This is a genomic window from Actinacidiphila bryophytorum, assembly GCF_016916835.1.
Lineage (GTDB): Bacteria > Actinomycetota > Actinomycetes > Streptomycetales > Streptomycetaceae > Actinacidiphila > Actinacidiphila bryophytorum.
Genome location: NZ_JAFFIX010000012.1, coordinates 190,172 through 215,173, shown reverse-complemented (window position 1 = coordinate 215,173; position 25,002 = coordinate 190,172). Strand labels below are relative to the sequence as shown.

17 protein-coding genes are annotated in these 25,002 nt (G+C 75.3%); 8 read left to right on the top strand and 9 right to left on the bottom strand.

Annotated features, from left to right (window positions below):
• Window positions 1-12: 12 nt before the first annotated feature.
• On the bottom strand, window positions 13-4,047 hold the full coding sequence (locus tag JT723_RS19655; protein ID WP_205045989.1) for a Pls/PosA family non-ribosomal peptide synthetase: 4,035 nt from the start codon (window positions 4,045-4,047) through the stop codon (window positions 13-15).
• A gap of 433 nt (window positions 4,048-4,480) precedes the next feature.
• Between JT723_RS19655 and JT723_RS19650 the strand changes: the two genes are divergently transcribed.
• Both JT723_RS19650 and JT723_RS19645 read left to right on the top strand, forming a co-directional pair.
• On the top strand, window positions 4,481-5,551 hold the full coding sequence (locus JT723_RS19650; protein ID WP_205045988.1) for a glycoside hydrolase family 43 protein: 1,071 nt from the start codon (window positions 4,481-4,483) through the stop codon (window positions 5,549-5,551).
• 452 nt (window positions 5,552-6,003) lie between these two features.
• A complete protein-coding gene (locus JT723_RS19645; protein ID WP_372441338.1) occupies window positions 6,004-7,086 on the top strand; it encodes an ABC transporter ATP-binding protein in 1,083 nt (360 codons plus the stop codon).
• Here JT723_RS19645 and JT723_RS19640 read toward each other — a convergent pair.
• From JT723_RS19640 to JT723_RS19630, 3 genes are all read right to left on the bottom strand, one after another.
• Complete coding sequence (locus JT723_RS19640) at window positions 7,072-9,906, bottom strand: FtsX-like permease family protein (protein ID WP_205045987.1); 2,835 nt, start codon at window positions 9,904-9,906, stop codon at window positions 7,072-7,074. The two genes, JT723_RS19645 and JT723_RS19640, sit on opposite strands and share 15 nt — an antisense overlap.
• Before the next feature lie 35 nt (window positions 9,907-9,941).
• On the bottom strand, window positions 9,942-13,313 hold the full coding sequence (locus tag JT723_RS19635; RefSeq protein ID WP_240165860.1) for an FtsX-like permease family protein: 3,372 nt from the start codon (window positions 13,311-13,313) through the stop codon (window positions 9,942-9,944).
• Window positions 13,314-13,387: 74 nt separating this feature from the next.
• Window positions 13,388-14,236, bottom strand: a complete 849-nt coding sequence (locus tag JT723_RS19630) for a YhjD/YihY/BrkB family envelope integrity protein (protein WP_251512637.1) — start codon at window positions 14,234-14,236, stop codon at window positions 13,388-13,390.
• Window positions 14,237-14,398: 162 nt separating this feature from the next.
• Here JT723_RS19630 and JT723_RS19625 point away from each other — a divergent pair, with 162 nt between their 5' ends.
• Both JT723_RS19625 and JT723_RS19620 read left to right on the top strand, forming a co-directional pair.
• Window positions 14,399-15,283 (top strand): PIG-L family deacetylase, encoded by an 885-nt coding sequence (locus tag JT723_RS19625; protein WP_205045986.1) that lies wholly within the window; start codon window positions 14,399-14,401, stop codon window positions 15,281-15,283.
• Window positions 15,284-15,474: 191 nt separating this feature from the next.
• On the top strand, window positions 15,475-15,867 hold the full coding sequence (locus JT723_RS19620; RefSeq protein ID WP_240165859.1) for an SH3 domain-containing protein: 393 nt from the start codon (window positions 15,475-15,477) through the stop codon (window positions 15,865-15,867).
• Window positions 15,868-15,955: 88 nt separating this feature from the next.
• Here the strand turns inward: JT723_RS19620 and JT723_RS19615 are convergent, their stop codons facing one another.
• Together JT723_RS19615 and JT723_RS19610 are read right to left on the bottom strand one after the other, a co-directional pair.
• A complete protein-coding gene (locus JT723_RS19615; RefSeq protein ID WP_205045985.1) occupies window positions 15,956-16,423 on the bottom strand; it encodes a hypothetical protein in 468 nt (155 codons plus the stop codon).
• Between the two features lie 47 nt (window positions 16,424-16,470).
• Window positions 16,471-20,376: a hypothetical protein gene (locus JT723_RS19610; RefSeq protein ID WP_205045984.1), complete on the bottom strand. Its 3,906-nt coding sequence runs from the start codon at window positions 20,374-20,376 to the stop codon at window positions 16,471-16,473.
• 101 nt (window positions 20,377-20,477) lie between these two features.
• Between JT723_RS19610 and JT723_RS19605 the strand changes: the two genes are divergently transcribed.
• Window positions 20,478-20,693, top strand: coding sequence for a hypothetical protein (locus tag JT723_RS19605; protein WP_205045983.1), 216 nt, complete (start codon window positions 20,478-20,480; stop codon window positions 20,691-20,693).
• Between the two features lie 274 nt (window positions 20,694-20,967).
• On the opposite strand, the gene JT723_RS19600 is transcribed toward JT723_RS19605, so the two are convergent.
• Both JT723_RS19600 and JT723_RS19595 read right to left on the bottom strand, forming a co-directional pair.
• Window positions 20,968-21,513, bottom strand: a complete 546-nt coding sequence (locus JT723_RS19600; RefSeq protein WP_205045982.1) for a hypothetical protein — start codon at window positions 21,511-21,513, stop codon at window positions 20,968-20,970.
• 78 nt (window positions 21,514-21,591) lie between these two features.
• Window positions 21,592-22,203, bottom strand: a complete 612-nt coding sequence (locus JT723_RS19595) for a TetR/AcrR family transcriptional regulator (protein ID WP_205045981.1) — start codon at window positions 22,201-22,203, stop codon at window positions 21,592-21,594.
• A gap of 37 nt (window positions 22,204-22,240) precedes the next feature.
• Here JT723_RS19595 and JT723_RS19590 point away from each other — a divergent pair, with 37 nt between their 5' ends.
• Entirely contained in the window at window positions 22,241-22,567 is a 327-nt protein-coding gene (locus JT723_RS19590; RefSeq protein WP_205045980.1) for a rhodanese-like domain-containing protein, read from the top strand.
• Between the two features lie 96 nt (window positions 22,568-22,663).
• Here the strand turns inward: JT723_RS19590 and JT723_RS19585 are convergent, their stop codons facing one another.
• Window positions 22,664-23,677: an acyltransferase domain-containing protein gene (locus JT723_RS19585; protein ID WP_205045979.1), complete on the bottom strand. Its 1,014-nt coding sequence runs from the start codon at window positions 23,675-23,677 to the stop codon at window positions 22,664-22,666.
• Between the two features lie 37 nt (window positions 23,678-23,714).
• Between JT723_RS19585 and JT723_RS19580 the strand changes: the two genes are divergently transcribed.
• Together JT723_RS19580 and JT723_RS19575 are read left to right on the top strand one after the other, a co-directional pair.
• On the top strand, window positions 23,715-24,110 hold the full coding sequence (locus JT723_RS19580; protein WP_205045978.1) for a hypothetical protein: 396 nt from the start codon (window positions 23,715-23,717) through the stop codon (window positions 24,108-24,110).
• A gap of 15 nt (window positions 24,111-24,125) precedes the next feature.
• Window positions 24,126-24,995: a helix-turn-helix domain-containing protein gene (locus JT723_RS19575; RefSeq protein WP_205045977.1), complete on the top strand. Its 870-nt coding sequence runs from the start codon at window positions 24,126-24,128 to the stop codon at window positions 24,993-24,995.
• Window positions 24,996-25,002: the final 7 nt, after the last annotated feature.

Genomic DNA, 25,002 nt, shown 5'->3' with positions numbered 1-25,002 from the left:
TCTCGTCCCTCGTCAAGCTCTGCCTCTGCCCGGGCGTCCTGCCGCTCCCTGTTCCGGCCGCCGGCCGTCCGTCGGATCCTCGTCCGCCCGCGCGTCGTCCGCCCGCCCGTCGTGCCACGCCTCGGCCGGATTGCCCAGCCAGCGGCTGTCCGCCGGGATGGACTCCGACCGCATCACCAGCGACGCGGGACCCAGCGTGCTGCGGGCTCCGACCTCGCTGCCGGGCAGCACGATGCCGCCGGGACCGAGCGTGGCGCCCGCGCGGAGCACCACCGTATCCATCCGCATGATCCGGTCGTGGAAGAGGTGGGTCTGCAGCACGCAGCCGCGGTTCACGCTCACCCCGTCCTCCAGGGTGACCAGGTCCGCCTCGGGCAGCCAGTAGCTCTCGCACCACACGCCCCGGCCGATCCGCGCGCCCAGTCCCCGCAGCCACAGGTTCATCAGCGCGGTGCCGGGCACCGCCCCGACCAGCCACGGCACCGCGAGCACCTCCACGAAGGTGTCGGCCAGCTCGTTGCGCCACACGAAGCCGCTCCACAGCGGCCGCTCCACCGCCCGGAAGCGGCCGACCAGCAGCCACTTCGCGGCGATCGACAGCGCCGCCGCGGCGCCGCCCGCGGCCAGCAGCACCGGTCCCGCCAGCAGTGCCACCGCGGGCGTCCCGTGTCCGGCCAGCCGCACCAGCGCCGCCAGGACCAGGACCGCCAGTGCGGCGGAAGCCAGCACCGGCACCAGCCGGCAGACCTCGACCAGCCCGCGCGCCCACACCAGGCGGGCCGGCGGCTGGTAGGTCAGGCTCTGGTCGCCGTCCTCCGCGGTCCTCGGCAGCCGCACCGGCGGCAGGCCGAGGTAGGAGCGGCCCTCCTTGGCCTTCTTCGGCGTGGCCGACAGCACCCCCACAAGGCCCCGGTCGGGAATGGCGCGGCCCGGCGCGGTCATGCCGGAATTGCCGAGGAAGGCGCGCTCGCCGATCTCGGCCGCGCCGATCCGCAGCCAGCCGCCGCCGAGCTGGTAGGGCGCCACGAGCACGTCGTCGGCGAGGAAGGCGCCGTCGCCGACGGTGGTCAGGCTGGGGATCGCCAGCACCGTGGAGACCTCGGCGCCGCTGCCGACCTTCATGCCCAGCGCCCGCAGCCACACCGGGGTGATCAGGCCCGCGTACAGCGGGAAGAGCTTGTCGCGTGCGGCGTCCATGAGCTGGACCACCGTCCAGGACTGCCAGCCCACCCGGCTGTGCAGCGGGTGCCAGCCCGGGCGCAGGCCCACGCTCAGCAGCCGCACCGCGGCCAGCAGCAGCACCGCATAGGCCAGGCCGAAGGCCAGCGTGGCGGGCACCAGGGCGACCAGCGCGCCCCGCACCGCCGCACCGAGGCCGGCGTCGCTGGGCACCAGGGCGCCCGCGACGGCCAGGGCGGCGCAGGCCGCGGCCGGCGCGAGCAGCGCCACGCCCGCGCCGCCGGCACCGTAGGCCGCCGCCCAGCGCGCCCTGCGGGCCGGGCGCTGCTTGGGCCAGCGCCGCTCGGCCCGCCCCGCCTTGGCCGCGGGCGCCCCCGCCCAGCGCTGGCCGGTGGGGACCTGGCCGGTCACGGTGGACCCGGCGGCGATCTGCGCCCGCTTGCCGATGCGCACCCCCGGCAGCAGGGTGCTGCGGGTGCCGACCACGGCGCCCGAGCCGACCCGCACCTGCCCGACCTCCAGGCGGTCGCCGTCGAGCCAGTAGCCGCGCAGGTCCACCTCGGCCTCGATGGCGCAGCCGCGGCCGAGCCTGAGCATGCCGGTGACGGGCGGCAGCGAGTGCAGGTCCACGTCGGGTGCGATACGGGCGCCCAGCGCGCGGCTGTAGCGGATCAGCCAGGCGCCGGACAGCGCGGTCGCACCGGTGGCCTCGGCCAGCCGCTCCGCCGCCCACAGCCGCAGGTGGACGCTGCCGCCGCGCGGGTAGCTGCCCGGCTCCAGGCCGAGCAGCAGCAGCCGGGCACCGGCCGCGGCCAGCGCGAGGCGCCCGGGCGGGCTGAAGAGCAGGACGGCGGCGGAGCCGACCAGCCACCAGGAGGCGGTCGGCGCCCACGGGTAGTGGCCGGTGCGGGCCAGCACATTGCCCAGCGCCAGCAGCCCGGTCGTCCAGCGCAGGCCGACCAGTGCGTACAGCGGCAGGAGCGCGAGCAGCTGAACGGCCTTGGCCCTGGCCGGGACCGGTGCGATCCGCCGGGCCGGACGGTCCTCGCGGACCGAGCGGTCCAGCATCCGGGCGAGCTTGCGCACCGTGGGCGCCTGGTAGATGTCGACGACGGCCACCGAGGGGAAGCGCGTCCTGAGCAGCGTGGCGAGCTGGGCCGCGGCCAGGCTGCTGCCGCCGATCGCGAAGAAGTCGTCGCGGGCGCCGGTCACCGGCACCCCGAGGACCTCGGTCCACTGCTCGGCCACCCATGCCTCGGTGCCGTGCATGGGGTATCCCCCGCTCGACGAGCGGGGGGAGTGCTCCGCGGTCTCCCCGCCGGGCGCCGGCCCCGCGGACTCCGGCAGCGGCCAGGGCAGCGCGGCCCGGTCGACCTTGCCCGAGGTCCTGGTGGGCAGCGCCTCCACGGTCGCCAGCAGCGGCACCAGGGCGGCGGGCAGCCGGGCGGACAGCTCGGCGACGGCCGCTGCCCGGTCCCAGCCGTCACCGGCGACCACGTAGCCGACCAGCAGCTGGTTGCCGTGCCGTGAGGTGCGTACGGCCGCGGCGGCGCCCGCGACACCGGGCAGCGCCTGGAGTGCGGCGTCCACCTCGCCCAGCTCGATGCGCCGGCCGCCGAGCTTGACCTGCTCGTCGGCCCGGCCGAGGAAGAGCAGCCCTTCCGGCTCGGCCTTGACGAGGTCGCCGCTGCGGTAGGCGCGCTGCCAGCCGAGCGAGGGCAGGGGCGCGTACTTCTCGGCGTCCTTGGCGGCGTCCAGATACCGGGCCAGGCCCACACCGCCGATGATCAGCTGGCCGCTGCCGCCCATGGGCACCGGCTCGCCGGCCTCGTCCACCACGGCCAGCTCCCAGCCGTCCAGCGGCAGGCCGATGCGCACCGGGCCTTGGCCGGTCAGCAGCGACGCGCACGCCACGACGGTGGCCTCGGTCGGGCCGTAGGTGTTCCAGACCTCGCGGCCCTCGGTGACCAGGCGGTCGACCAGTTCCGGCGGGCACGCCTCGCCGCCGAAGATCAGCAGCCGCACCTCGTTGAGCGCCTCGGCGGGCCACAGCGCGGCCAGCGTGGGCACCGTGGAGACCACGGTGATCTCCTGCTCGGTCAGCCAGGGGCCGAGGTCGCCGCCGCCGCGGACCTGCGAGCGCGGCACCGGGACCAGGCAGGCGCCGCCCCGCCAGGCCAGCCACATCTCCTCGCAGGACGCGTCGAAGGCGACCGACAGCGACGCCATCACCCGGTCGCCCGGGCCGATCGGCTCCTCCTGGAGGAAGAGCGCGGCCTCGGCGTCCACGAAGGCCGCCGCACTGCGGTGGCTGACCGCCACGCCCTTGGGGCGGCCGGTGGACCCCGAGGTGAAGATGATCCAGGCGTCGTCGCCGGGGGAGGGGCGGCGGGTGCTGCCGCTGCCCGTACCGGTCACCGTCAGGGTGCGGCCGGCGCCCAGCACGGCGGCGACGGCCGCCTCACCGAACACCAGGTCCGCCCGCTCGTCGGGGTCCTCCGCGTCGACCGGCACATAGGCGGCGCCCGCCGCGAGCACACCCAGGATGCACACGTACAGGTCGTTGCTGCCCGAGGGCACCCGCACGCCCACCCGGTCGCCCGCGCCGATCCCGGCCGCCGCCAGCCTGCGCCGCATCCCCTCGACCTCCGCGGCCAGCGCGCGGTACGTCAGCGCGGTGCGGCCGTCATCCAGGGCCGGCTCCTGCGGGTGGGCGCGGACGGTCGCGTCGAGCACGTCGAGCAGCGTCCGCGGCGCGGCGGCCGTACGCCCGGCGAAACGCGCGTACGGCGGCTCTTCCGCGGCGCCGATGTCGCCCACCAGGAGGTCCACGTCCAGCAGCGGTTCGCTCTGCAGCCTCAGATCCATGCGCTCCTCGTCCCTCGTCGCCCATCCGGGGGCCTCCCGCAGCCCGTTCCCCGGGTGCGGCCAAACGCCCCTCCGTGGCACCGCACTCGGTACCAAAGCAAGACAAGCCGGCCAATACTAAGTGCCCTGTGTCCGGCGCGCCTCCTGGCAGCGCGGGGACCGCCCCCGCCCCGCGCCCGCCCCGGGACTTCGGCGCAGCCCCGCTGACCTGTGCGGGGAGCGGGCCGGCCGCCCCTGCCGCTGACGCGCCGCCAGGTCCGTGAACGTGCCGCAACACACACCGCCGGCGGCGCCGGGAGCGCCCGCGGCGCCCGCGGCGGCTGCGTGTCCGCCCGCCGTCTGTCGCCGCGGAGCCCGCTGCGGCACACTCGGGGCGGAACCGGAGCACCCAACTTCCCGCACGATTCGCCACGGACGAGCACGGGACGGGACCATGAAGCTGCTGCGAAGTGTCCACGGAGCCATCGCCGCCACCCTGTGCGGCGCCCTCGCCGCCGTACTGGCGCTGCTGTGCCCGGGCCCCGCCCAGGCGTCGCAGACGACCGTCCACAATGCCGACCCGAGCGTGATCCGGGTCGGCGGCACCTACATCTCCGCGGAGTCGGCCGGCGGCGGCATCGCGGTGCGCGAGGCGTCCTCACCCGGTGCGCTGGGCGCGGCGGCCTCCCGCAAGGTCTGGTCGGACACCAGGGGCCGCGGCGAGGTGTGGGCGCCGGAGATGGTGGTGGACGGCGGCCGCTACTACATCTACTTCACCGCCGGCACCGGATCGGCCCACCGGATGTACGTGATCAGCTCCGCCACCGCCAACAGCGGTTACGGGGCCGAGCAGCAACTGGCGCTGCCCGACGGCAAATGGGCGATCGACGGCACCATGTTCACCTTCAACGGGCAGCGCTGGTTCGTGTGGTCGGGCTGGGCCGGCGACACCAACGTCGAACAGAACCTCTACATCGCCAGGATGAGCAGCCCGACCGCCCCGACCGGCGCGCGGTACATCATCTCGCAGCCGCGCGAGAGCTGGGAGCGCGTCGTCGGCAACCCGTACATCAACGAGGCGCCCGCGGCCATCAAGGACCCCAGCGGGCAGCTGCACATCGTCTACTCGGCCAACGGCAGCTGGAGCGACCAGTACTGCATGGCCGACCTGCGGCTGCGCTCCGGCGGCGACCCGACGTACGTGTGGGACTGGTACAAGTCCAACGGCTGCCTGTTCGGCTCGCACGCGGCCACGATGATGTCCGGCTGGGACCCCACCCTCCACGTCGACGGTCCCGGCAGCCACAGCTTCGTCCTGCTCGACGGGGACATCGCCACCAGCCCGCCGGCCGGGCCGACCTTCCCGCTGATGTTCACCGCGGTCCCCAAGGGCACCCCCTACTCGTGGTCGGCGCGCTACTGGTTCACCGGCAGCTTCTGCTGGTGGGGCCACACCACCTACACCCGCGCCAACGTCCCCGGCGCCACGAGCAACACCGGGTGGGGCCTGAAGTTCTTCGAGTAGGCCCGGCCGGCGGTGGCGGCCCGTAGCCCGCGGTCAGCGGTCGGCGGTCAGAATGGACACCCCTGCCGCACCGCGCGTCCTCGTCATCGGCCTCGACCCCTACCGGGTGCCCGGGCCGTGGGACCCCGGGCCGGCGGCTGCGGCGATCACGGCGGGGCTGGCCGCGTTCGCGGAACACGGGGTGAGCGTCGAGACCTGTACGAGGCCGCGGCCCGCTGGATCCGGTGACCGCGGCGGTATCCCGCTCGTCGGCGGAGCCGGTCGGCGGAGGCGGCCCGGGGAGGCGGCCCGGGGAGGCGGCCCGGGGAGGCGGCCCGCGGTGCCCGGCTCCGGCGGCCTGCGAAGGCCCAGGGGCCTCGCGCGCCGCCCAGGCGTCGGCATTAGGCTGGCGGGGGGCTTTCCCCGCTGCTGCCCGCCTGTTGCTCGCCGACCTCACACCCCCGGGAGACCGCGTGGCCGTTCACCGGCAGAGAGCCGAGGCGCAGGACCTGGAGCAGCTGGCGCGGCGGGCCGCCGCGGCCGCCGTGCCGCGGCGCGAGGAGGGCCTTGTCGTCTGCGAGAACCTGGTGCGGATCTTCCAGACCGAGGGCGTCGAGGTCCAGGCCCTGCAAGGCCTCGACCTCGCCGTGGCCCAGGGCGAGATGATCGCGGTGATCGGCGCGTCCGGGTCCGGCAAGTCCACGCTGCTGGGCATACTCTCCGGCCAGGACGTCCCCACCGCGGGGTCCGCCGAGGTTGCGGGACACGACCTGCTGACGATGAAGCGCCGCGACCGGCTCGGCTACCGGCGCACCACCGTCGGCTTCATCTGGCAGCAGACCGCCCGCAATCTGCTGCCCTACCTGACGGCGGCCGAGAACGTGATGCTGCCGATGACGTACACCGGGGTCAAGCGATCGCAGCGGCGGGCGCGCGCCGAGGAGCTGCTCGACCTGTTCGGCGTCGCCCACTGCCGGGACCGGGACCCCGACGAGCTGTCGGGCGGCGAGCAGCAGCGGGTGGCCGTCGCCGTCGCCAACGCCAACGAGCCGCGGGTGCTGCTGGCCGACGAACCCACCGGCGAACTCGACACCGCCACCAGCGACGAGATCTTCGCCGCGCTGCGCCGGGCCAACGAGGACCTGGGTGTCACCGTGGTCGTGGTCACCCATGACGCGCTGGTGTCCGAGCAGGTCCAGCGCACCGTGCGGATCCGCAACGGCCGCACGTCGACCGAGGTGCTGCGCCGGGTCGAGACCGGCGAGGACGGCGTCGAGGCCCTCACCGCCGAGGAGTACGCGGTCCTGGACCGCAACGGCCGGCTCCAGCTGCCCGCCGAGTACACCGAGCACCTGCACATGCGCAAGCGGGTGCGGCTGGCCCTGGAGAACGACCACATCGGTGTGTGGCCGGACGCGGCGGCGCGGCAGGCGAAGTCCGAGGCGGAGAGCGCCGGTTCGGGCGACGTGGACTCCGGGCCGATCTCCGGGCCGACCCCCGAGGCGCAGCCCGACGCGAACTCCTCGGCCGCGGACGGCGTTTCAGGCCAGGCGTAGGACCGAAGCCAACCGGCGCCTGCGCGCCAGTGCGGTCTCCGCGGCCGCCGCGGCGAGGATCAGCACGACGACACCGGCGACGAGCGCGAGGGTGAGCGAGTAGTCGGCCCGCAGGGCGGGCTGCGCCGGGCCGCCGGTGAACTGGCGCAGGTCCATCGCCTTCGCCATCAGCCGCGGCTCGACAAGGCCCAGCAGCGTGCCGCCCACCGCCGAGGCGACGGCGAGCGGCAGCAGTTGCAGGACGTGCATGGCGCGGGCCTGCCTGCCGTCCAGCCCGAGGGTCCGCAGGAAGGACGTGGTGCGGCTGCGCTCGTGCGAGGTGAGGACCAGCTCCAGGGCGACCGCGAGCAGGCCCGCCAGCGCGGCCAGGGCCGACGCGGTGGCGTAGACGGTCCCGAGACCGCTGGTCAGCCCGTCCGCGCGCAGCGCGCTGAGCGTCTGGGAGCGGGTGCCGACCCTGGACAGCGGACCGAGCGCCCTGGTCGCCGCCGACCGCAGGACCGCGGCATCGGGGGCGGCGGGACCCGCGCCCTGGAGCAGCAGGACGGTGCTCCCCGAGGCGCGCTGCGACATCAGGTACTCCGCGGAGGCGGTGGTGATCACCATCGGGGTCCCGGCCGGGATCTGGGCCGTGACGGGGCCGAGCAGCGGGTCGTGCAACTGAGCTGTGGTGAGGGTGCCGACAGGGTTCCAGGCGATGTGCGCCGGGGGCCTGCCGTCGGCCTGGACGGTGGAGGTGAAGCCCCCGCGGCCGCTCGGCAGATCGGGCGACACGAAGGCCGGGAGGGTGACCGTGGCACCGGCCCCCGGCGGCGCGGCGGCCAGCGCGGGCACCAGGGCGCGGGCCAGCGGCGACCGCGGGGCGACGGCGGCCAGTTGGCGGGGGTCCACGGTGACCACGGCGACGGGGGAGACCACCGCACCGTCGGCGCGTCCGACCAGCTCCATGGTGTGCAGGTGCTGGAGCGCGGTACGTATCCCGGGGGTGCCGGTCAGCGCGCCCGGCGCGGGGGCGGTGTTCCCGGCGGCGGTCGCACTGGCGTCGGCGCCGGCGCTCCAGGCGGCGCCCGCGGCCAGCCCGTCGTCGACCGTGCGCTGCACCAGGCCGCCGAAGACGGCGGTGCCGAGCGTGAGGACCAGGACGAAGAGGGCGAGGCCCGTCGCCGGGGCGTCATGGGCGGCCCTGGCCACCCCGACGAAGCCCACGGTGCCCCGGCCGCGCCGGGTCTGCCGCAGGAGGAGCCGCAGCGCGAGCGGGTAGAGGCGCAGCAGGACCAGCACCGCGGCCAGCGCCACCAGCACCGGCACCGCGCCCAGCACCTGGTCGGGCCCCTGCGACCGCAGCGCGGCCAGGCCCGCGCCCGCCGCGAGCAGCACCGTCAGCTCCATGACGACGCGGCGGCCGCCCACGGCCCTGCGGCGCGGGCGCCGCCGCCTGCGCGCCCTGGCCGGTTCGCGCACCGCCAGCCAGGTCAGCAGCGACACCGTCAGCGCCACCGCCGCGGCGGACGCGGCGGCAGCCACCGGCTGCGCGGACCCGGACGTACCGCCGGGAGCCAGGTACCGTCCGCCCGCGAAGCCGAGCAGGGCGGCGACCAGCACCACCGGCCACGCGACGGCGCTGCGCAGCACGACCAGCCGCGCCGTCGACGCGCCCCGCGCGCGCTGCAGCCGCAGATACGCCGCCCTGCGCCGCAGCAGCAGCCGTACGGCGACGGCGGTGGTGGCCAGCGCGACCGCGGCCAGCGAGTCGACGGCGAACGACGCGAGCGCCCTGGCCTGGTGGTCCTGTGCGGTGAAGGCGTCGAGCAGCGGGGTGAGCGCGTCGGTCACCCGGAGCGGTCCCGTCTGCTGGTCGCCGACGTGGCAGCTGATGTCGCCGGTGACCGGGTCGACGCCCTGGCACAGGTCGGCGTTCAGGTCGGCGCCGAACTGGGACAGCGGCCCGGTCAGCGCGTGGGCGCGGTCGACGGCCGCTCCGTGCAGGTCGGCGCGCAGCTGCCAGGTCACCTGCGGCCCCGAAACCCCCGCCTGCGCGAGCCGGTCGGCGGCGTCGGTGCCGACCAGGCCGCGTACGGACAGCACTGTGCCCGCGGACCGCTCCGCCGGGTGGCGCGTCGGCTGGGCCAGTGTGGGCTGGCTGCTCCAGAAGCCGTCCGCGCCGGCCGTCGTGCGGAAAACACCGCTCACCACGAGCGCGACGTGCGGAGGTGACTGCTGTACGGCGGGCGTCGGGGCGAATTCGAGGGCGAGCCGGCTGCCGGTCCCGACGCCCAGGGCCTGTGCGGTGCTCTGCGACAGGGCGATCTGCGGCGGTGCCCCGAGCGGGGTGTCGTCGGCAGGCGCACGGCCGCTGACGTAGCTCAGACGGCCCTGCGCGGCCGGGAGGTGGCTGACGGTCAGCTCGGTGCTGGTGACCGGACCCCCGTGCGGGGGCGGTGCGGTGAGGGCGGCGGGCCGGTAGTCGTAGCTGCCGCCCGCGGCGAAGGCGAGGTCGCCTGCCGCGGGGCCGCCGAGCCGGTCGTGCAGCGCGCGCCCGTCGGCGAGCAGCCTCGCCATGTCGACGGTGGGCGACTCGGCGGCGAAGACCTCGGGCGCCGTGCTCAGGGTGACCAGCGGCGCCTCGTCCTGTGCGGCCGCGATCCGCTGCCGCAGCGCCCGGTCCTCCTGGCGGCCCGCGACGGCCGGCGCCCACGCGCACAGCCCGGCCAGCGCCAGGACCAGCACCGCCAGGAAGGCCAGCAGCGGCAGGTCGCCCCTGACCTCCTTGCGGACCAGGCGCAGCGCCGTCGCCCCGCGCCTGCCCCGTGCTCGCGCCACGGCCTGCCCCTTCCCGCCCTGTGTTGCTGCCCGCCTCATCGGTCCTCCCCGGCCCGCAGGACGCGCACCAGGTCCACCCGCGCCAGCAGCCGGGCCAGCACCAGCACGACCGCGCTGATGGCCACGGCCGTCGCCACCGCGGTCACCACCACGGTCCGCCAGGGCAGCACCAGCGGCAGCGGCGGATACGGGGCCTGCCCGCTGTCGTCCACGGTGACCAGCGGGAGCACCGCGGACGCCAGGGCCATGCCCATCAGCGCCCCCGGGAGCACCGCGAAGAGCGCCAGGCTCAACTGCTCGGCGCCCAGCAGTGCCGACAGGCTCGTGGCGCGCACCCCCGTGGCCCGCAGCAGGGCGAACTCCCTGCGCCGCTCCCGGGTGGAGATCACCGCGTGCACGGTGAAGGCGATGACCGCGAAGCCGGGGGCCAGGTCGCGGACCAGTTCGAGCACCCGGCGCAGCCCGCTGCGGTAGGGGTCGGTCTGCAAGGCCTGCGCGGTGCCCGCGGTGGTGGTCACCGCGCCCAGGGCGGGCTGCGCCCGGGCGGCGGCGGCCGTGCGGGCGCTGTCCGTGCTGCTGATCCACCAGAAGGCGGGGTCCTGCGGGAGCGCGCCGGCCCATGTGAGCGCGCCGGCGAGCCGGCGCTGGTCGGCGATCAGATGCCCCTGCGCGCGGCCGAGACCGGGCAGCGCGTCGACCCTGCCCACGACCTTGGCGGGCAGCGGCTCACCGGGTCCCACGTCCAGCATGGTGGTGGCCCCCACCGCCAGGTGGCCTTCGCGCAGCGCCTGCGCGTCGGCGAGCACCGGCAGCGGGGCCGGGTCGCCGGCCGGGCCTGCCACCAGCCGCACCTGGCCGCCGGGCTTGGTGGGCGTCGCCTCCTCCGCGGTGCCGGCGCCGACCGCGGGCGAGCCGCGGAAGCCCGTGCTGACGGTGGCCCGCAGCAGGTCCGGGCCGCCGGGCTGCTGCACCGAGCACACCCCCGGCGGCCCGTCGTAGGGGTATCCGCCGGAGTCGTCGCCCCGGCAGGCGCCCGCGGTGGCGTCCGCCGCGTGCTCGGTGCGGTCGATCCAGCGCTGCCCGCCGGAGGGGGCCGCGGCCCAGGTGTCCGAAGTGCCGCGCGAGCCCACCCGGATCAGCTCCAGGTCCAGCAGCGCGGGACGGACGTTCTGCTGCGGCAGCACGTCGACGGCGGTCACCGTCAGCGGGTACGCGCGCGGGTGGCCGCCGCTGAGCGCGACGTCCAGCGGGACGGCGACGGTGTGCCTGGCGCCGTCGGCGGGGGGCAGCGCGGCCGACACGGTGCTGTCGAGGCCGGTCGCGTCCTGCACGGTCAGCACGATCCGCGGGGCGGCGGTGCTGCCGTCGCTGCGCAGCCGCTCGTCCAGCAGCACCGCGGTCGGACGCCCGGGCAGGGCGATCCCCGCGGGGACCTCGGGCGCGGTGCGGGGCGCGGGGCCCGCGACGGTGCCGACCAGGGTCTCGGTGGAGCCGCCGGGCAGGTTCGCGGTGGTCCGGGTCACCGGCGCCACGGCCGTCACCCCGGGCAGCGCGCGGTAGGCGGACCCCAGCACCGCGGCGGGGTAGCTGTCCTGCTTGGACGATACGGCCCTGACGTCCGCGCCGACGGTGAAGGCGGCCTGCTCCGAGGCCAGTCCGCCCAGGCACGCCAGCGCGGTGGTGGCGAAGGCGCTCACCGACACCGCCAGGCACATCAGCGCCACCGGACCGGCGTTGCGCGCGGCCCGCCGGCTCAGCTGCCACCCGGCCAGTGCGAGCACCAGGCCCCGGCTGCGGCGGCCCAGCACGTCGAGCAGCCGCGAGGTCAGCGGCAGCAGCCGCAGCAGGAGCAGCGCCGCGGCCCCGCCGACCAGCGCGGGAACGAGCACCAGGACCGGGTCCACGGCCACACCGCCGCCGAGGCCGCCGCCCAGCAGCGAGCGGTGCCGCCGCAGTTCCACGTACCCCGCGACCGCGACGGCCAGCAGCGCCAGGTCGGCGCCCAGCCGCTGGGCCGCCGCGGCCCGTGAGCCGCGGGCCGTGCGGAGCCGGGTGGTGGGCAGGACGGGCAGCAGCACCGCACCCGCGTGCACCAGCAGGGTCACGCCGACCGCCGCCCATGCGCCGGTGCCCCGGCTGCCCGGGTGCAGCAGCCCGGCCGCGTACGGCGCGGCCACAGCCGCCGGCACCCCGGTGACCGCCCACTCGGCCACCGCGCCGCGCAGCAGCCGCAGGGTGCCGGAGCCCCTGGCCTGCTGCAGGGCCAGCTCGCCGCGCCGGTGCACGGTCATCTGACGGGCGGACAGCATCAAGGTGGCGAGCGCCAGGACCGCCAGCATCACCATCGGCAGATACAGCGAGGAGCGGGCGGCCACGGTCGGTACGGCCAGTGCGTCGATCGCGCCGGGAAGACCCGAGGACACCGTCAGGTCCTGCAGGGACGGCTGGTTCCCGCCGAAGACCGAGACCCCGGTGCGGCTGCCGGTGAAGGCGCGGACGCGGTCGCGCAGGCCGGTCAGGCTTCCCGCGCCGAGGCGGGAGTAGTCGGGCTGCACGCTCCAGTGGGCCGTCACCGTCCCGTTCAGCACGGCGCTGCCGTTCAGCGCCGCGGGCGGGACGACCAGCAGCTTCTGCGCGGCGGTGCTGCCCTCGCCCAGGTCCCCGGCCATGGCGGGCCAGAAGCCGGCAGGTCCGGCCGCGCGGAAGACGCCGGATATTCGCAGGGTCATGGTGCGCTCGAAGGCGTCCATCAGGCGCAGTTGCGACCCGGGGGCGAGCCGGAGGCGGCTGGCCAGCTCCTGGGGCACGGCCGCGTCCACCGGAGTGGTGCTGCCGGTGCCGACCCGGACGGAGGGCAGCGAGGTGAAGGCCTCGGCGGGCGCGTCGGCCGTACCGGCGGGCCAGTGCCCGGCGACCAGCTGCCCGAAGGCCGCCGCGCCTTGTACGGCGACCGGGTGCAGCCCGGCGGCGCCGGGACCGTCCGGGGCGCCCTCGGCACCGTCCACCCCCGCCACCGAGACCGCGGACGTCCCCAGCAGGCCCACGTAGGTCCGCTGCGGGACACCGCCGAAGACCCTCGCGGCGGCGGCACGCACCCCCTGGTCGGCCGCCGCCATCCCGTCGGCCCGGTAGGAGGCGTTGACCGAGACCTGTGCGTCGGTGTCGGCGGCCAGCCGCTGTACGGTCTCCGAGCGGACGGAACTGCCCGCCAGCGCGGCCACGGTGGAGAGCGCCGTCGCACACAGCAGGACGGTCGCCGCGACGGCGGCGAGCACGAGGCCGTGCCGGGTCGAGCGCCTGGCGGCCGCGGGAAGGCGCCTGCGGGGGCGGTGCGAGGGATCGGGGCGGCGGCGCGGCGACGTAAGAGAAGCCGTGGCGACCACATGAACCCCCGCGGTGTCGACCATGTGACAGTAACGGCTTTCACAGTCCTATCAGGCGTCGCCCGACTGGTGCAACAAGCGCTGATCTTGCCGCCGGTTCAGCGCCGGCTGCTGTCGCCCGCCCGCCCCTGTGCCGTGTGCCGCTGGTGCAGCACGCGCCCGAGGACCGCGCCCCCGTACACGACGAACCCCACGCCGGTCAGCCAGGACTGGACGACCAGGATCGTGCCGACCGGGCCGTAGGTCACCGCGTTGGAGGCGATCAGCGGAGAGAAGACCAGACCGGAGAAGATCCGCAGGCCCACCAGGCCCAGCGTCGTCGCCACCGCGCCCGGCAGCAGCGCCCGCCAGGTCACGCGTCCGACGAGCAGGAACCGCTGGGACCACCAGAAGAAGAGCAGCGAGACGGCCACCGTGGCCGTGCCCCCCACGGCCTGCTCGCCGACCGTCGTGCCGTGCCCGAGCGCCGCGACGGCCACCAGGAGGTAGCCGACGAACAGCGCGAGCCAGATGACATGGCGCCACAGGGCGTGCCAGTGGGCCGCCCGGAGATTCCACGTCTTCTCGTAGCCCGTCTGGAGCGCCGTTCCGAAGGTGAGGCCGAACGCGGCGAGCACGGCCAGGCCGAACGCCGTGGTGCGGCGCAGGGTCTGCGCCGGATTGACGACCAGCTCGGAGATGCGCTCCTGGGACGAGGGCGACAGGCCCAGCACGCGCCCCAGGAACTTCCCCGCTCCCAGCCCGCTGTGCGGGTCGACGGCACCGACCAGGGTCACCAGCGGCAGCAGGGTGAGCAGACTCAGGGCGGCGAAGCTCAGCGCCCGGGCCATCAGCTCCATCTCGGCACCCCGCCGCACCACCAGCGCGGCGGAGGACGCGTCCCAGCGCCTCCGCCACCGGGGCCATCGGCCCTCTGGTCCGGACGTGGCTTCGTCCTCGTGGCTCACCCCCTTTTCCTATCTCCTCGCCGCCGCCCGCTCCCCGCGCCGACACGGGGACACGGATACGGAATTCGGCATGCCGCCGGCCTCGGGGGGCTGCGCCCGGGGTTGGTTAGAGTGACGGCAGGGGCTTTCCGTCAGGAGAGCCCGGCAGAAGAAAGGGTGTCCGTGTCCGAACGACCGCTGACACTGATGGCAGTGCACGCACATCCCGACGACGAGGCCAGCGGCACCGGCGGGCTGCTGGCGCGCAGCGCGGCGGAGGGGGTGCGCACGGTGCTGGTCACCTGCACCGACGGCCGGTGCGGTGACGGACCCGGCGGTACGAAACCCGGGCAGCCGGGGCACGACCCGCAGGCGGTGGCGGCCCTGCGCGGGGCCGAACTCGCCAAGAGCTGCGAGCTTCTGGGGGTCTCGCAGCTGGAGCTGCTCGGGTACGCCGACTCCGGCATGATGGGCTGGCCGACCAACGACGCCCCCGGTTCCTTCTGGACCGTGCCGGTGCCCGTCGCGGCCGAGCGGCTCGCGGCGGTGATGCGGCGGGAGCGGCCCGACGTGGTCGTCACCTATGACGAGAACGGCTTCTACGGCCACCCCGACCACATCCAGGCCCATCGGATCACGGTGGCGGCCCTCGACCGGCTGAGCGCCGACGAGCAGCCCGCCAAGGTTTACTGGACGACGATGCCGCGCACCACGATCGCGGAGCTGATCAGCAGGATGAGCGACGAGGCGGCGGCGTCCGCCGAGCAGGTGGCGGGCGAGCCGGATGCGGGCGGGCCGGATGCGGGCGGGCCGGATGCGGGGGAGCCGCCGTCCCTGGGCCTGCCCGACGAGGACATCACGACCTGGGTCGACATCAGCGGCTACACCGACCAGAAGTTCGACGCGCTGTCCGCCCACGAGAGCCAGCCCGACAACGCCTTCTTCACCGCGCTGGGCCGCCAGGAGTTCGCCCGGCTGCTGGGCGTGGAGACCTTCGTCAGGGTCCGCGACACCACCGGCACGCCGACCCCCGAGGACGACGTCTTCAGCGGCCTGCGGGGGAGGTAGCCCGGTCCGCCCGTGATACGCCCATCAGGCTGACAAGAAGGCCTCCACAGGTCCCCTGATGGGCGTTTCGCTCCTTTTGTCGCCACTCGCCGTCCTAGGGTTCCGCTCGCGTACCGGCCGCATTCCGCGGCCCCGGCTGTCGAGAACTGGAGCGGCATATGTCGACACGTCCTGTCCCTGCCCGGCGCGGTATGAAGCGCGCCGTCGGCGCCCTGACCGGAGCCCTCGCCATGGGGGGCGCACTTCTGGCTGCGGCCCCCGCCCAGGCGGTGACGGCCGCACCCGCTCTCCCGTACGGCACTGTCACCTCGCCCGTGGGCCTGAACGTACGGCAGTTCCCGAGCACCGACTCGTCCGTCGTCGGCTTCGTCGGCTACAACGTGCAGGTCGGCCTCACCTGCAAGGTCCGCGCCCAGAACATCGACGGCAACACCATCTGGTACCTGATGCGCGGCGCCAGCCACGAGCGCTGGCTCAGCGCCAGGTACGTCGCCAACACCGGCACCGTGCCGTACTGCAACACCGTGCTGTCCGCGGCCATGAGCGCGCAGCTGCAGGGCCAGCACCCGAACGCCAAGGGCTGATCCGCAGGACACACCGTCGGGAGCGGCCATCACGGCACCCGCTGGACCCGCTCGCCCGCAGGACCCGTTCGCCCGCAGTAAGGACGGCTCACGCCGATGCGGGGGCGTCCTGCGGGGGGTCCTGGCGGGGGTGGCGGTGGCCGCTCACCGCGGCGATGACGACGCACACGACGGCGGCCACCGTGCCCGCCGCCAGCAGGGACTCCTCGTAGACCCCCATGCCGGAGCGGACCAGGTGGACGGCGCCGCCGGCGACCACACCGCGGTGGTCGTGGAGCAGCTGGGCGCCCGACAGCACCGCGAGCAGGGTGCCGAGCAGCGGGCCCGCGACGAAGCCGTTCCTGGCCCGCAGCCACAGCACGCTCAGCACACCGACGGCGAAGGCCGCGGGCACCGCGGGGACCATGCCGAGCCGCGTGTCGTACCCGACCAGGCGCGAGCCCGCCCACGATCCGGCGGCCACCGCGCCCGCCGCCACGGCGAGGACCACGGCCGCCCGCCACAGCGTCCCGGCCGTCGTACGTCCCCGCGTCTGTATCCCGCCCTCGCCCGTCATGGGGGCAAGTATGCCAACGCCCCTCCGCGGCAGGGCGCGCGCGGCGGTCAGCGCTGGAGGACCACGGTGCGGATCGGGTCCAAACGGACGCCGCCCGCCCGGGTGCCGCCCTCCAGTGCCATGACGCGGTCGCAGGCGAGCTGGTAATCGGAGCGGACGGCGCCGCCGGTCTTGACCTCCAGGGCGACGAGTTCACCGGAGGGCAGCTCGACCAGGTGGTCGATGATGCGCAGGCCCGCGGAGGTCTGCACCTGGACCTGGCTGCCCACCAGGGTCGCGGGTGAGCCGAGTTCGGGTATCACCTGTCCCGACCGGATCTCGATCTCGACGCGGAGCTCACCTTCCGCCCCCTGCACCCTGTTGGCCTCCAGTCGCTCCGCTGCCTCGCCCACGGTCGCCCGGCGGGCCGCCTCCGACTCGGCGGTCGCCTCACCGAGGGTGGGTTCCGCGGGGCCGGGGGCCTCGCTCTCCCAGAAGGACACCCGCTCCTCCAGCGCCGCGATGCGCTCGGCGGCGTCCGGTGCGTGCGGGTCGATCTCCTCGAACTCGCCGATCATGCCGGCTGCGGGAGCCTCCGTGCCCTCCAGGGCCTCGATACGTGATTCGAGTCCCTGGAGGCGTTCCGCGGGAGTGGCGGCGGCCGGTGTCGGGGACGGTGCCGCGTTGTCGTTGGCGGCCTCGCCTCCCCTGAACTCGTCCGGCACACCGGCGACTTCCGGGGGCGCGGCCGTCTCGGGGCCGGCAAGTGGCGCTTCGGGGGCGGTGGTTGTGCCGCCGCCTTCGCCTCCGGCGGCCGAACGCGGGCCGGCCGGCCCCGCCGGCCCGACCTCGCTTGTCCCGCCGCTTGTCCCGCCGCTTGTCCCGCCGCTTGTCCCGCCGCCCGTTCCGCTGCCTGTTCCGACCTCGACGCCGCCGCCGGTCGGGCCGTCGCCGCCGGCCATGGCCCGCGGTGCGTTCGGATCGCCCGCGCCGCCCTCGATGACCGTGAAGCGCGGTTTCGCCTCGACGGGTACGGCGTCGTCGGTTCCCGTCGCGGCAAGCACCTGCTCGTTGCTCTCCGGGGTGAACCCGGCGTTGTCGTTGGCCGCTTGGCCGCCCTGGAAGTCCTGGGGCGCAGGGGCTGCGCCCGCCGCGGGCGGTGCTTCGGTCGGGGGCGCCGCCGCTGCCGGGGGAGCTTCGGTCGGCGACGCGGCGGGGGCGGCGGGGGCGGCGGGGGTGGCGGTCGCGGCGGGAGCGGCCGGGGCGGGCGGCTCCGGCGTACTCGTGGGGCCGCTCGGTGCCGTGTCCACGGCGGGGGCGGCGGGGGCCGTGTCGACCGCGGGGGCGGTCGGTGCCGCGTCCACCGCGGGAGCTGCCGGGGCTGCCGGTGCCGTCGCCGCCGCGTCCGGCGCCGGGGCCGTGTCCAGGCCCCCGCCGCCGGAACCGGCGGCCTCCACCCCCGCTTCGACACCGGCACCGCCACCGGCGGGAGCCGCCACCGGGGCGTCGCGCCCGGCCCATGCGTCAGCCATGGCGCCGCCCTCCGTCATGGCGCCGCCGATCCTGGTGAGGTTCTCCGAGAGCATCGCGCCCGCGGCGGTGCCGGAGTTGGCGAGGCCCTTCGTGGCGCCGCCCAGCGACTCGCCGATGGCGGGGCCGACCGCCTTGCCGAGGTGGTCGCCCGCGATCTGCATGGCCATCATGCCCATGGTGTTGACGTCCTGGCTCATGGCCACCGACTCGCGTTCGAGCGCGTCGGCCGTCGGGGCGGTGGCCGCGTCGACCAGGTTCTTGATCAGGACGTACGCGTTCAGCTCCAGGGCGATCGCCGCCGCTTCGACCGCCCACGGCCCGACCGTCGAGGCGACCGCGCTGCAGAACGAGATCACCGGCAGGAACACCGGTGCCAAAGTCCCCCACGAGAGCAGGATGATCGCCGCGGAGATCGCGATGACCGCGACCGCGAGACCGGCGATCGACCCGAGGACGACGGTCACGCCGGTGGCGATGTCGGCCGCGGACTTCAGCAGGTTGCCCAGCGGATCGGCCGCCCACTGCTGGGCGCTGAAGAGGTTGGCGCCGCCGCTGAGGATCATGCCGAGACCCGAGACGATGCCCGCCATCGACACCCGCGGGTCGACGAAGCCGCGCAGGATGCTGAGGCCGAACCGCGGCCAGTTCGTCGCCGCGAGCGACCCGAAGGAGCGGGAGAAGGTCAACTGCAGGCCGATCCGAGCCTTGTCCGCCGCGTCGAGCGTCGAGAAGTCCCCGCCGCACTCGTCGTTGATCGCCCGCAGGTCCGCCTGCTGCTGCGCCTGCGCCTCGCGGGCCGCCCTGGCCCGGTCCTCCGCCGACTCCTGGTCGTTCGAGATCGTCCGCGCGAACTCGTCCAGTTCCGCGAAGCGTTCACGCGGGGGTGGGGCCGCCGCGGTGGCCTGCCGCTGCACGGGGACACCGCCGTCCGCCGGCAGCGCCGTGCCCGGGCGGCGCCGGTGCGGCGGCGGGCCGGGCAGGCCGGACAGCCGGGCCTGGTAGCCCTCCTGGACGGCGTGCATACGGGCTTCCAACTGCACCGACCTGGCCAGGACTGCGTCGGCCCTACCCTGTTGGGCCGCCGCCCCCTCGTCCAACTCGGCGGGGCTCCCCGCCAGGCCCTCCACGGCGCTCCTGGCGGCGTCGTTCTGCGTCGTCAGCTCGCCCAACTTCGCGTCCGTCGAGTCCAGTCCCGCGCCGGCCGCGGTGATCGAGGCCTGGCTCGCGGTGTTCTGCGCGGTCGCCCGGGCCGCGTCGGACTGCAGGGAGCGCGCCTTCTCGCCCGTCCGGGCGGCGGCCGAATCGATGCTGGTGAGGGAGGCGTTGACCTGCTGGATCTGGCCGCCCTGCTGGCGCGACTTGGCGGCGGCCTCCTCGTCGTCCGGGCTCTGGCTGCCCGCGTCGGCGGCCAGCCGGCCGGACTCGCTGACCATCGGCCCCGTCCGCGCCTGCCCCGCGTCTGCCTGGCCCGCGAAACCCGGTGCCTCCCCTGCGACCTTCGCCGCCTTCTCCTGCGAACTCTCCAGCGCCTGGCCCGCCTGCTCGGTCACCGTACGGCGGTGCGCGACATAGCCCTTGACCGTGCCGATCGAGCCCTCGGCCTCGCCGATCCTGCCGTGCGCCTCGGCGAGGCCGGCCCGCAGCGCGTGCGACCTCGCCCGGTGGGCGGCCGCGTCGATCGCAACCTGCTGCGCCCCGTGCCGCAGGTGGGCGATCCGTACGGCGACGAGCCCGGCCGCGACGTCGCCCGCGGGATCGACCGGGAGCGGCGCGCCCACCGAGTCGACCGGGTCGACGGCCTTCGGCGGGACGAGGTCGGGGGGAAGGTCGGGCGCGGCAACCGAGTTCGCGGCGGCCACGGCGGCCGCCGTCCTGGCCTGCGCGGTGGCGACCGCGGCGGCCGCGGCGGCCGCCGGTCCCGCGTCGGCGCCCTCCGGCTGCGCCCCGCCGCCCTTCTCGCCGGTCTTCTGCGCGGGAGCCGCGACGTCCGCCTGCGTCTGCGCGGCGGCGCCGCTCACCGTCGCGGCCGGGCCTGTCACGGTGTCCGGCTGGGCGAAGTTGCCCTGCTGCTCGCCGCGCGCCTGCGCCTTCTGGGCCGGCTCCACGGCCGGCGGGTCCTCGCCCTCGTGGCCGTCGGCGCTCTGCCTGGCCTGCTCGGCCACGGCGCTCGCCTTCGAGGCGATCGCCGCCTGCTGGCCCCCGTCCGGCTCGCGCTGGACCGGCAGTCGGGGCATACGGCCGAGGAGCGCGCCGACCGCGCGGTTGCCCGCCTGCCGCTGGAGGGCCAGCAGCGCGGAGCCGGCCGCAGGACGGCCGGCAGGCTCGACGGCCCCGGTCCGCGGCACGCCCGTGCGGGCGAAGGCATGGCCGTCGCCGCGATCGTCGGGCCGCGTCACCGCCAACATCGCCCCCTCGAAGCCGGCCTGGGCACTCGGGGCCACGGTAGAACCGCAGCGAGCGGACCCGCGACGGTGAGAGGTGCCCCGTTGGGTGCTCCGTCGACTGCCCGATCGGGCAACGCGGCCCGCCTACACTCGACCCCATGCAGACGGGCCCCGACGGCAGAAGACGCATCGACCTGACCCTGCTGCCCCGCTGGGCGCAATGGCTGACCGCCGCCGCAACCGTGGCCGCGGTGACGTCGATCGCCCTCCTGGCCGCCCACCCGTCCACGGGCCCGGCCGCCCCGATCGCGGCGATCACCGCAGCCGCAATCGCCTTCGCATTCGTGGCCTGGCACACCCGACACCACCGCTAGGCCGTGTTGTGGAAGTCCCGCCTGCCCCGCGACGCCTGGCACGCACGCTCGCTGCGTTGTCGGAGTCGTCCGAGTAGGCCCACTACGAGGACGACCCTCCGCCTTGCGATCGCACGCACCGGACGCCGCGGGGCCCGCCCTGTGGGCGGACGGCGCTACTTCCAAAACACGGCCTAGCCCCCCGCCTTCGACGGGGAGCCCACCGAGCAGCCCTACGACGGCTTTGGCCGCCGGGCCAGGGCAAGGGCGCGTCCGCGCGGCGGACGGGGGCGGGTCAGGGGGTCGGGCGGGAGCGGAGGTAGGCGGGGAGGTGGGTGTCGCAGCACGACCACTTCGTGCCGGACTTGTCCGTGACCGTGTATTTGGGGGGCTCCGTGCAGGGGTTCTTCCGGCTGCCTCCCCAGGTGCAGCGGCGGCGGCTCTCCGGGCCGGGGATGTCGTCGGGGTTGTGGTCGGCCACCACGGCGGCCGGGCGCCGGTCGGTGAGGGTGCCGACGGTCATGACCTCCTTGGCGCCGAAGGCGCGGCTGACGCCGGAGGGGGTGAGGTCGGCGGCCTGGCCGAGGGATTCCAGGGTGTGCGGGCGCGGCGTGACGTAGACCCGCCCGTAGGCCAGGAGCAGTCGGATCTGCTCGTCGGCGGCCTTCTTGACCGCGACCAGGTCCGCGAGGGAGGTCAGGAGCGGATCGCGGTGCGGGCCGTGCGCCTCGGCCTCGGCGCCCTGCCGCCGGACGAAGGCCCGACGGTTTTCCGCGGCGTCGTCCGCGCCGTCCGGCCAGCGTATGGCGGCGATGTCGTCCAACAGCTCTTGTGAGGTCATGCGTTGAAGCATGCACAGGATTTTGACTGAGTACAGGAGTTTTGCCGAAGGTGAGTCCGCCCGGCCCGGCGCCGCCGATCAGGCCAGCGCCGCCCCCAGTTGGTGCAGGCCCGCCCGCAGGCGCTGCTCGCCCAGTTCCGGCAGCACCGCGGCCACGTGCTCGGCCGCCAGTGCGGCCAGGAAGGTGTGGGCGGCGACGTCGGGGTCGGGGGCCGAGGCCAGCAGGATGGCCACGTGGCGGTGCCAGAAGCGGTATGCGCCGATCCGGTAGCGGGCGCCGGGGGAGGCCGTCTCGGAGACGCGGACCAGTGCCAGGTGGGGGAGCAGGAAGTCGAGGTAGGCGTCGGTGAAGGCGGTGAGGCGTTCTGTGGGGGCGGCGTCCGGGCCGAGCGGCGCGGGGCCGTACAGGATCGCCTCCTGCAGGACGCTTTCCCGGTTGTCCAGGAGTGCCACCGCGAGCCCTGCCTTGTCGCCGAAGCGCCGGAAGAGCGTGCCCTTGCCGACGCCCGCCGCGGCGGCGACGGCGTCGAGCGAGACCGCCTCGACGCCGTGCTCGGCGAAGAGCCGTGCGGCGGCTTCGAGTACGGCCGCGCGGTTGCGTGCCGCGTCGGCGCGCTCCTTGGGCGGCGGAGTACGCAGCAACTCCAGCGGGACTTCCGAACCGGACCGTGGTCCGCTAAGCTCTGGCATATAAGGACTCTAGTCCGTTTCTCGGAGAGGAACCAGCATGACCGCTCTCATCACCCGCGGCGACCTGCAGGACGCGATAGCCGCGGGACGTGTCACCGTCCTCGACGCGCTGGGCGGCGAGTACTACGCCCAGCAGCACCTGCCCGGTGCCCTCCCGCTGGCCCCCGGCGACGTCGACGCCCAGGCGGCGGCGCTGCTGCCCGACCGCGGCGCGGCGATCGTCACGTACTGCTCCAACACCGCCTGCCCGAACAGCGGCCAGGTGGCCGACCGCCTGACCGCGCTCGGCTACACCGATGTGCGCAAATACCGCGAGGGAATCCAGGACTGGGTCGAGGCGGGCCTGCCCGTCGAGACCGCCTGACCCCACGGCGACCGGAAAAGGGGCGCCCCGCGAGTCCGCGGGGCGCCCCTGCCGCGTACGACGGGCCGTCGGACGGTAGGACGGCCCGGCGATGCGCTAGATCCGGAAGCGCCCCCGCCGCCACTGCCAGTGGCCGCCCGCCTTGAGGTGGTCGGCCACCGCGCGCTGCAGCACGGTCCCGCGCGGCAGTCGGTCGAGCGGTGTGCTCAGCGAGCGGAAGGCGAACCGCAGCACCTCGACGTCGGCGTCCAGGCCCTCCGGCTCCTCGTACGGCTCCAGTTCGAAGCGCTGCTGGAACCTGACGATGTTGGAGTCCGCGGGCAGGTACTCCAGCAGCTGCGGGTCGAGCAGCCACGAGCCGCACGCGAACTCCGTGTACTGCTCCTCGGGGAAGTGCCGCGGGAAGAAGCCGCGGGCCTCGTCCAGCGACGCCGTGACCGCCGCCGGTGTCATCGGCCCGGCCTCGGGGATGTGCAGGTCGAGAGTGTCGCCGCCGCGCTGGAACTGCAGCCTGCCCAGCTCGTACAGGCCGCCGCGGGCGTGCAGCGTCAGCCAGCTCTGCATGACCGGCCAGCCCTCGCGGTCCATCCGCCGGTCGATCGCGAGGTTCCGGCCGAGGTCCGCGAGGGTCGCCCAGGTGACGTCCTCCGCGACGCCGTGGTCGCGGTGGTAGCCGGTCACGACGCCGGTCAGTGCGAGGTACGCGTACACGTACAGGTGCTGCCAGGCCGGGCCGCGCTCGCGGGGCAGTTCCGGGCCGGGGGAGAGCCACAGGTGGCCGCCGAGGTCGGCGCGGACCAGGGCGGTGGAGCGGTCGAGCAGCCAGCGCAGTTCCGCGGTCCACAGCGGTGAGCCGGGGTCGGGCCAGCCGGCCATGATCTCGGCGGCGTCGTCGGGGCGTACCGCGAGCCGTTCGAGGATCGCGGGCGCGTCGGCCTTGGCGGGCAGCGGAGCCGACGGGTGGTCACCGGCGAGCCGGTGCACGCGCTCGACCTCCTCGGCCGGCACCCCGAGCCGGGCTGCTATGTCGTCCAGGTCCACGCGGACCACCCTACCTGCCGCCTCCGAGTGCGCGGAGGTCTTGTCCGCGGCGAGGCCGGGTGCAACCATGTCGTACGAAACTCGAACATTCAAAGGACGTGACATTATGGTTCGCAGAACTCTTGGGATCCTGGCCGGGGTCATCGCGTCGGTCGGCGGACTGGCGCTGGCGTCCCCCGCGGCCGCGATCGACCCCGGCGGCGGCGGGTGGGACCACACCTGGGCCTCGATCAACGGCGGTGCCACGCTGCACGTCGTGGAGCACGGCGACATGGTGGCGCTGTGCGACACCAAGGCCGACGGGATGTCGGTGCACGTCGACGTCTCCTGGGGCGGCGGCGGCTACTATCTCCAGAACTCGGCAGGAAACGGGACGTGCGTGACGGTTTCCGCGACGACCGCCGCGAAGTACGACATGCCGGAAGGCAAGACCATCGACATCTGGCTCTCGACGTCCGACCTCTACGACCAGGTGGGAGGCTCGTACCTCAACGACCACTGAGCGCGGGCGGGGACCATGTGGACGGAGGTTCCGGAGGCGGACCTGCTGAGCGCCGGGCGCTTCGAGGAGCACCCGGCCTACACGGTCTACCGGGAGCGCGGTGCGCAGAACTGGATGGCCAGCCTCACCGTGTCCGGGGCCGCCGAGTACTTCGCTGGCGGCCGCCGGCTCACCGCGGGACCCGGCGACCTGGTCGTCATCGCTCCCGGCACCCCCCAGCACTACCGGGCCTCGGGAGAGCGCCCCTGGGGCTACTGGTGGACCCACTTCCAGCCCCGCCACAGCTGGTTCGACTGGCTGCGGATGCCCGAGTTCGCCCCGGGGCTCAGCGTCGCACGGCTGGGTCCAGGGGAGGGGCTGCGCCGGGCGGACGAGGCCTTCGCCCGGGTGCACCGCAACGCCATGTACGCCACCGTCGACGCCCCGCAGGGCCGGGTGCCCGTCGCGCGCGGGCCGCGGCACGGCGCCTACACCACGGAACTGGCCCTCAACGGCATCGAGGAACTGCTGCTGATGGCCGCGGTCGAGCACGAGTCCCGCGCCGCGGGCGGTCCCGACCCGCGGGTGCGGCAGGTGCTCGACCTGATCGCCGCCGACCCGGGGGCGCCGCTGCGCGTCGACCAGTTGGCCCGCCGGGTGGCCCTGTCCCCTTCGCGGCTCGCGCACCTCTTCCGGGCCGAGACCGGCGACTCCATCGGCAATGTGGTGCTGGCCGCCCGGCTGCGGCGGGCCGCGACGCTGCTGGAGACCACCGGGCTGCCGGTCGGCAGGATCGGCGCCGAGGTCGGCTTCGCCTCGCCCTACCACTTCAGCCGCCAGTTCCGGCAGCGCTTCGGCGTGCCGCCGACGGCCTACCGCGCCGACCGCGGCAGCAGCTTCCGGTAAAACCGCG

Bases quoted from the DNA above. Each gene is read 5' to 3' on its own strand.
- JT723_RS19655 (WP_205045989.1), bottom strand. From the start codon at position 4,047: ATGGATCTGAGGCTGCAGAGCGAACCGCTGCTGGACGTGGACCTCCTG.
- JT723_RS19650 (WP_205045988.1), top strand. From the start codon at position 4,481: ATGAAGCTGCTGCGAAGTGTCCACGGAGCCATCGCCGCCACCCTGTGC.
- JT723_RS19635 (WP_240165860.1), bottom strand. From the start codon at position 13,313: ATGGTCGACACCGCGGGGGTTCATGTGGTCGCCACGGCTTCTCTTACG.
- JT723_RS19620 (WP_240165859.1), top strand. From the start codon at position 15,475: ATGAAGCGCGCCGTCGGCGCCCTGACCGGAGCCCTCGCCATGGGGGGC.
- JT723_RS19615 (WP_205045985.1), bottom strand. From the start codon at position 16,423: ATGACGGGCGAGGGCGGGATACAGACGCGGGGACGTACGACGGCCGGG.
- JT723_RS19605 (WP_205045983.1), top strand. From the start codon at position 20,478: ATGCAGACGGGCCCCGACGGCAGAAGACGCATCGACCTGACCCTGCTG.
- JT723_RS19600 (WP_205045982.1), bottom strand. From the start codon at position 21,513: ATGACCTCACAAGAGCTGTTGGACGACATCGCCGCCATACGCTGGCCG.
- JT723_RS19595 (WP_205045981.1), bottom strand. From the start codon at position 22,203: ATGCCAGAGCTTAGCGGACCACGGTCCGGTTCGGAAGTCCCGCTGGAG.
- JT723_RS19590 (WP_205045980.1), top strand. From the start codon at position 22,241: ATGACCGCTCTCATCACCCGCGGCGACCTGCAGGACGCGATAGCCGCG.
- JT723_RS19585 (WP_205045979.1), bottom strand. From the start codon at position 23,677: ATGGTTGCACCCGGCCTCGCCGCGGACAAGACCTCCGCGCACTCGGAG.
- JT723_RS19580 (WP_205045978.1), top strand. From the start codon at position 23,715: ATGGTTCGCAGAACTCTTGGGATCCTGGCCGGGGTCATCGCGTCGGTC.
- JT723_RS19575 (WP_205045977.1), top strand. From the start codon at position 24,126: ATGTGGACGGAGGTTCCGGAGGCGGACCTGCTGAGCGCCGGGCGCTTC.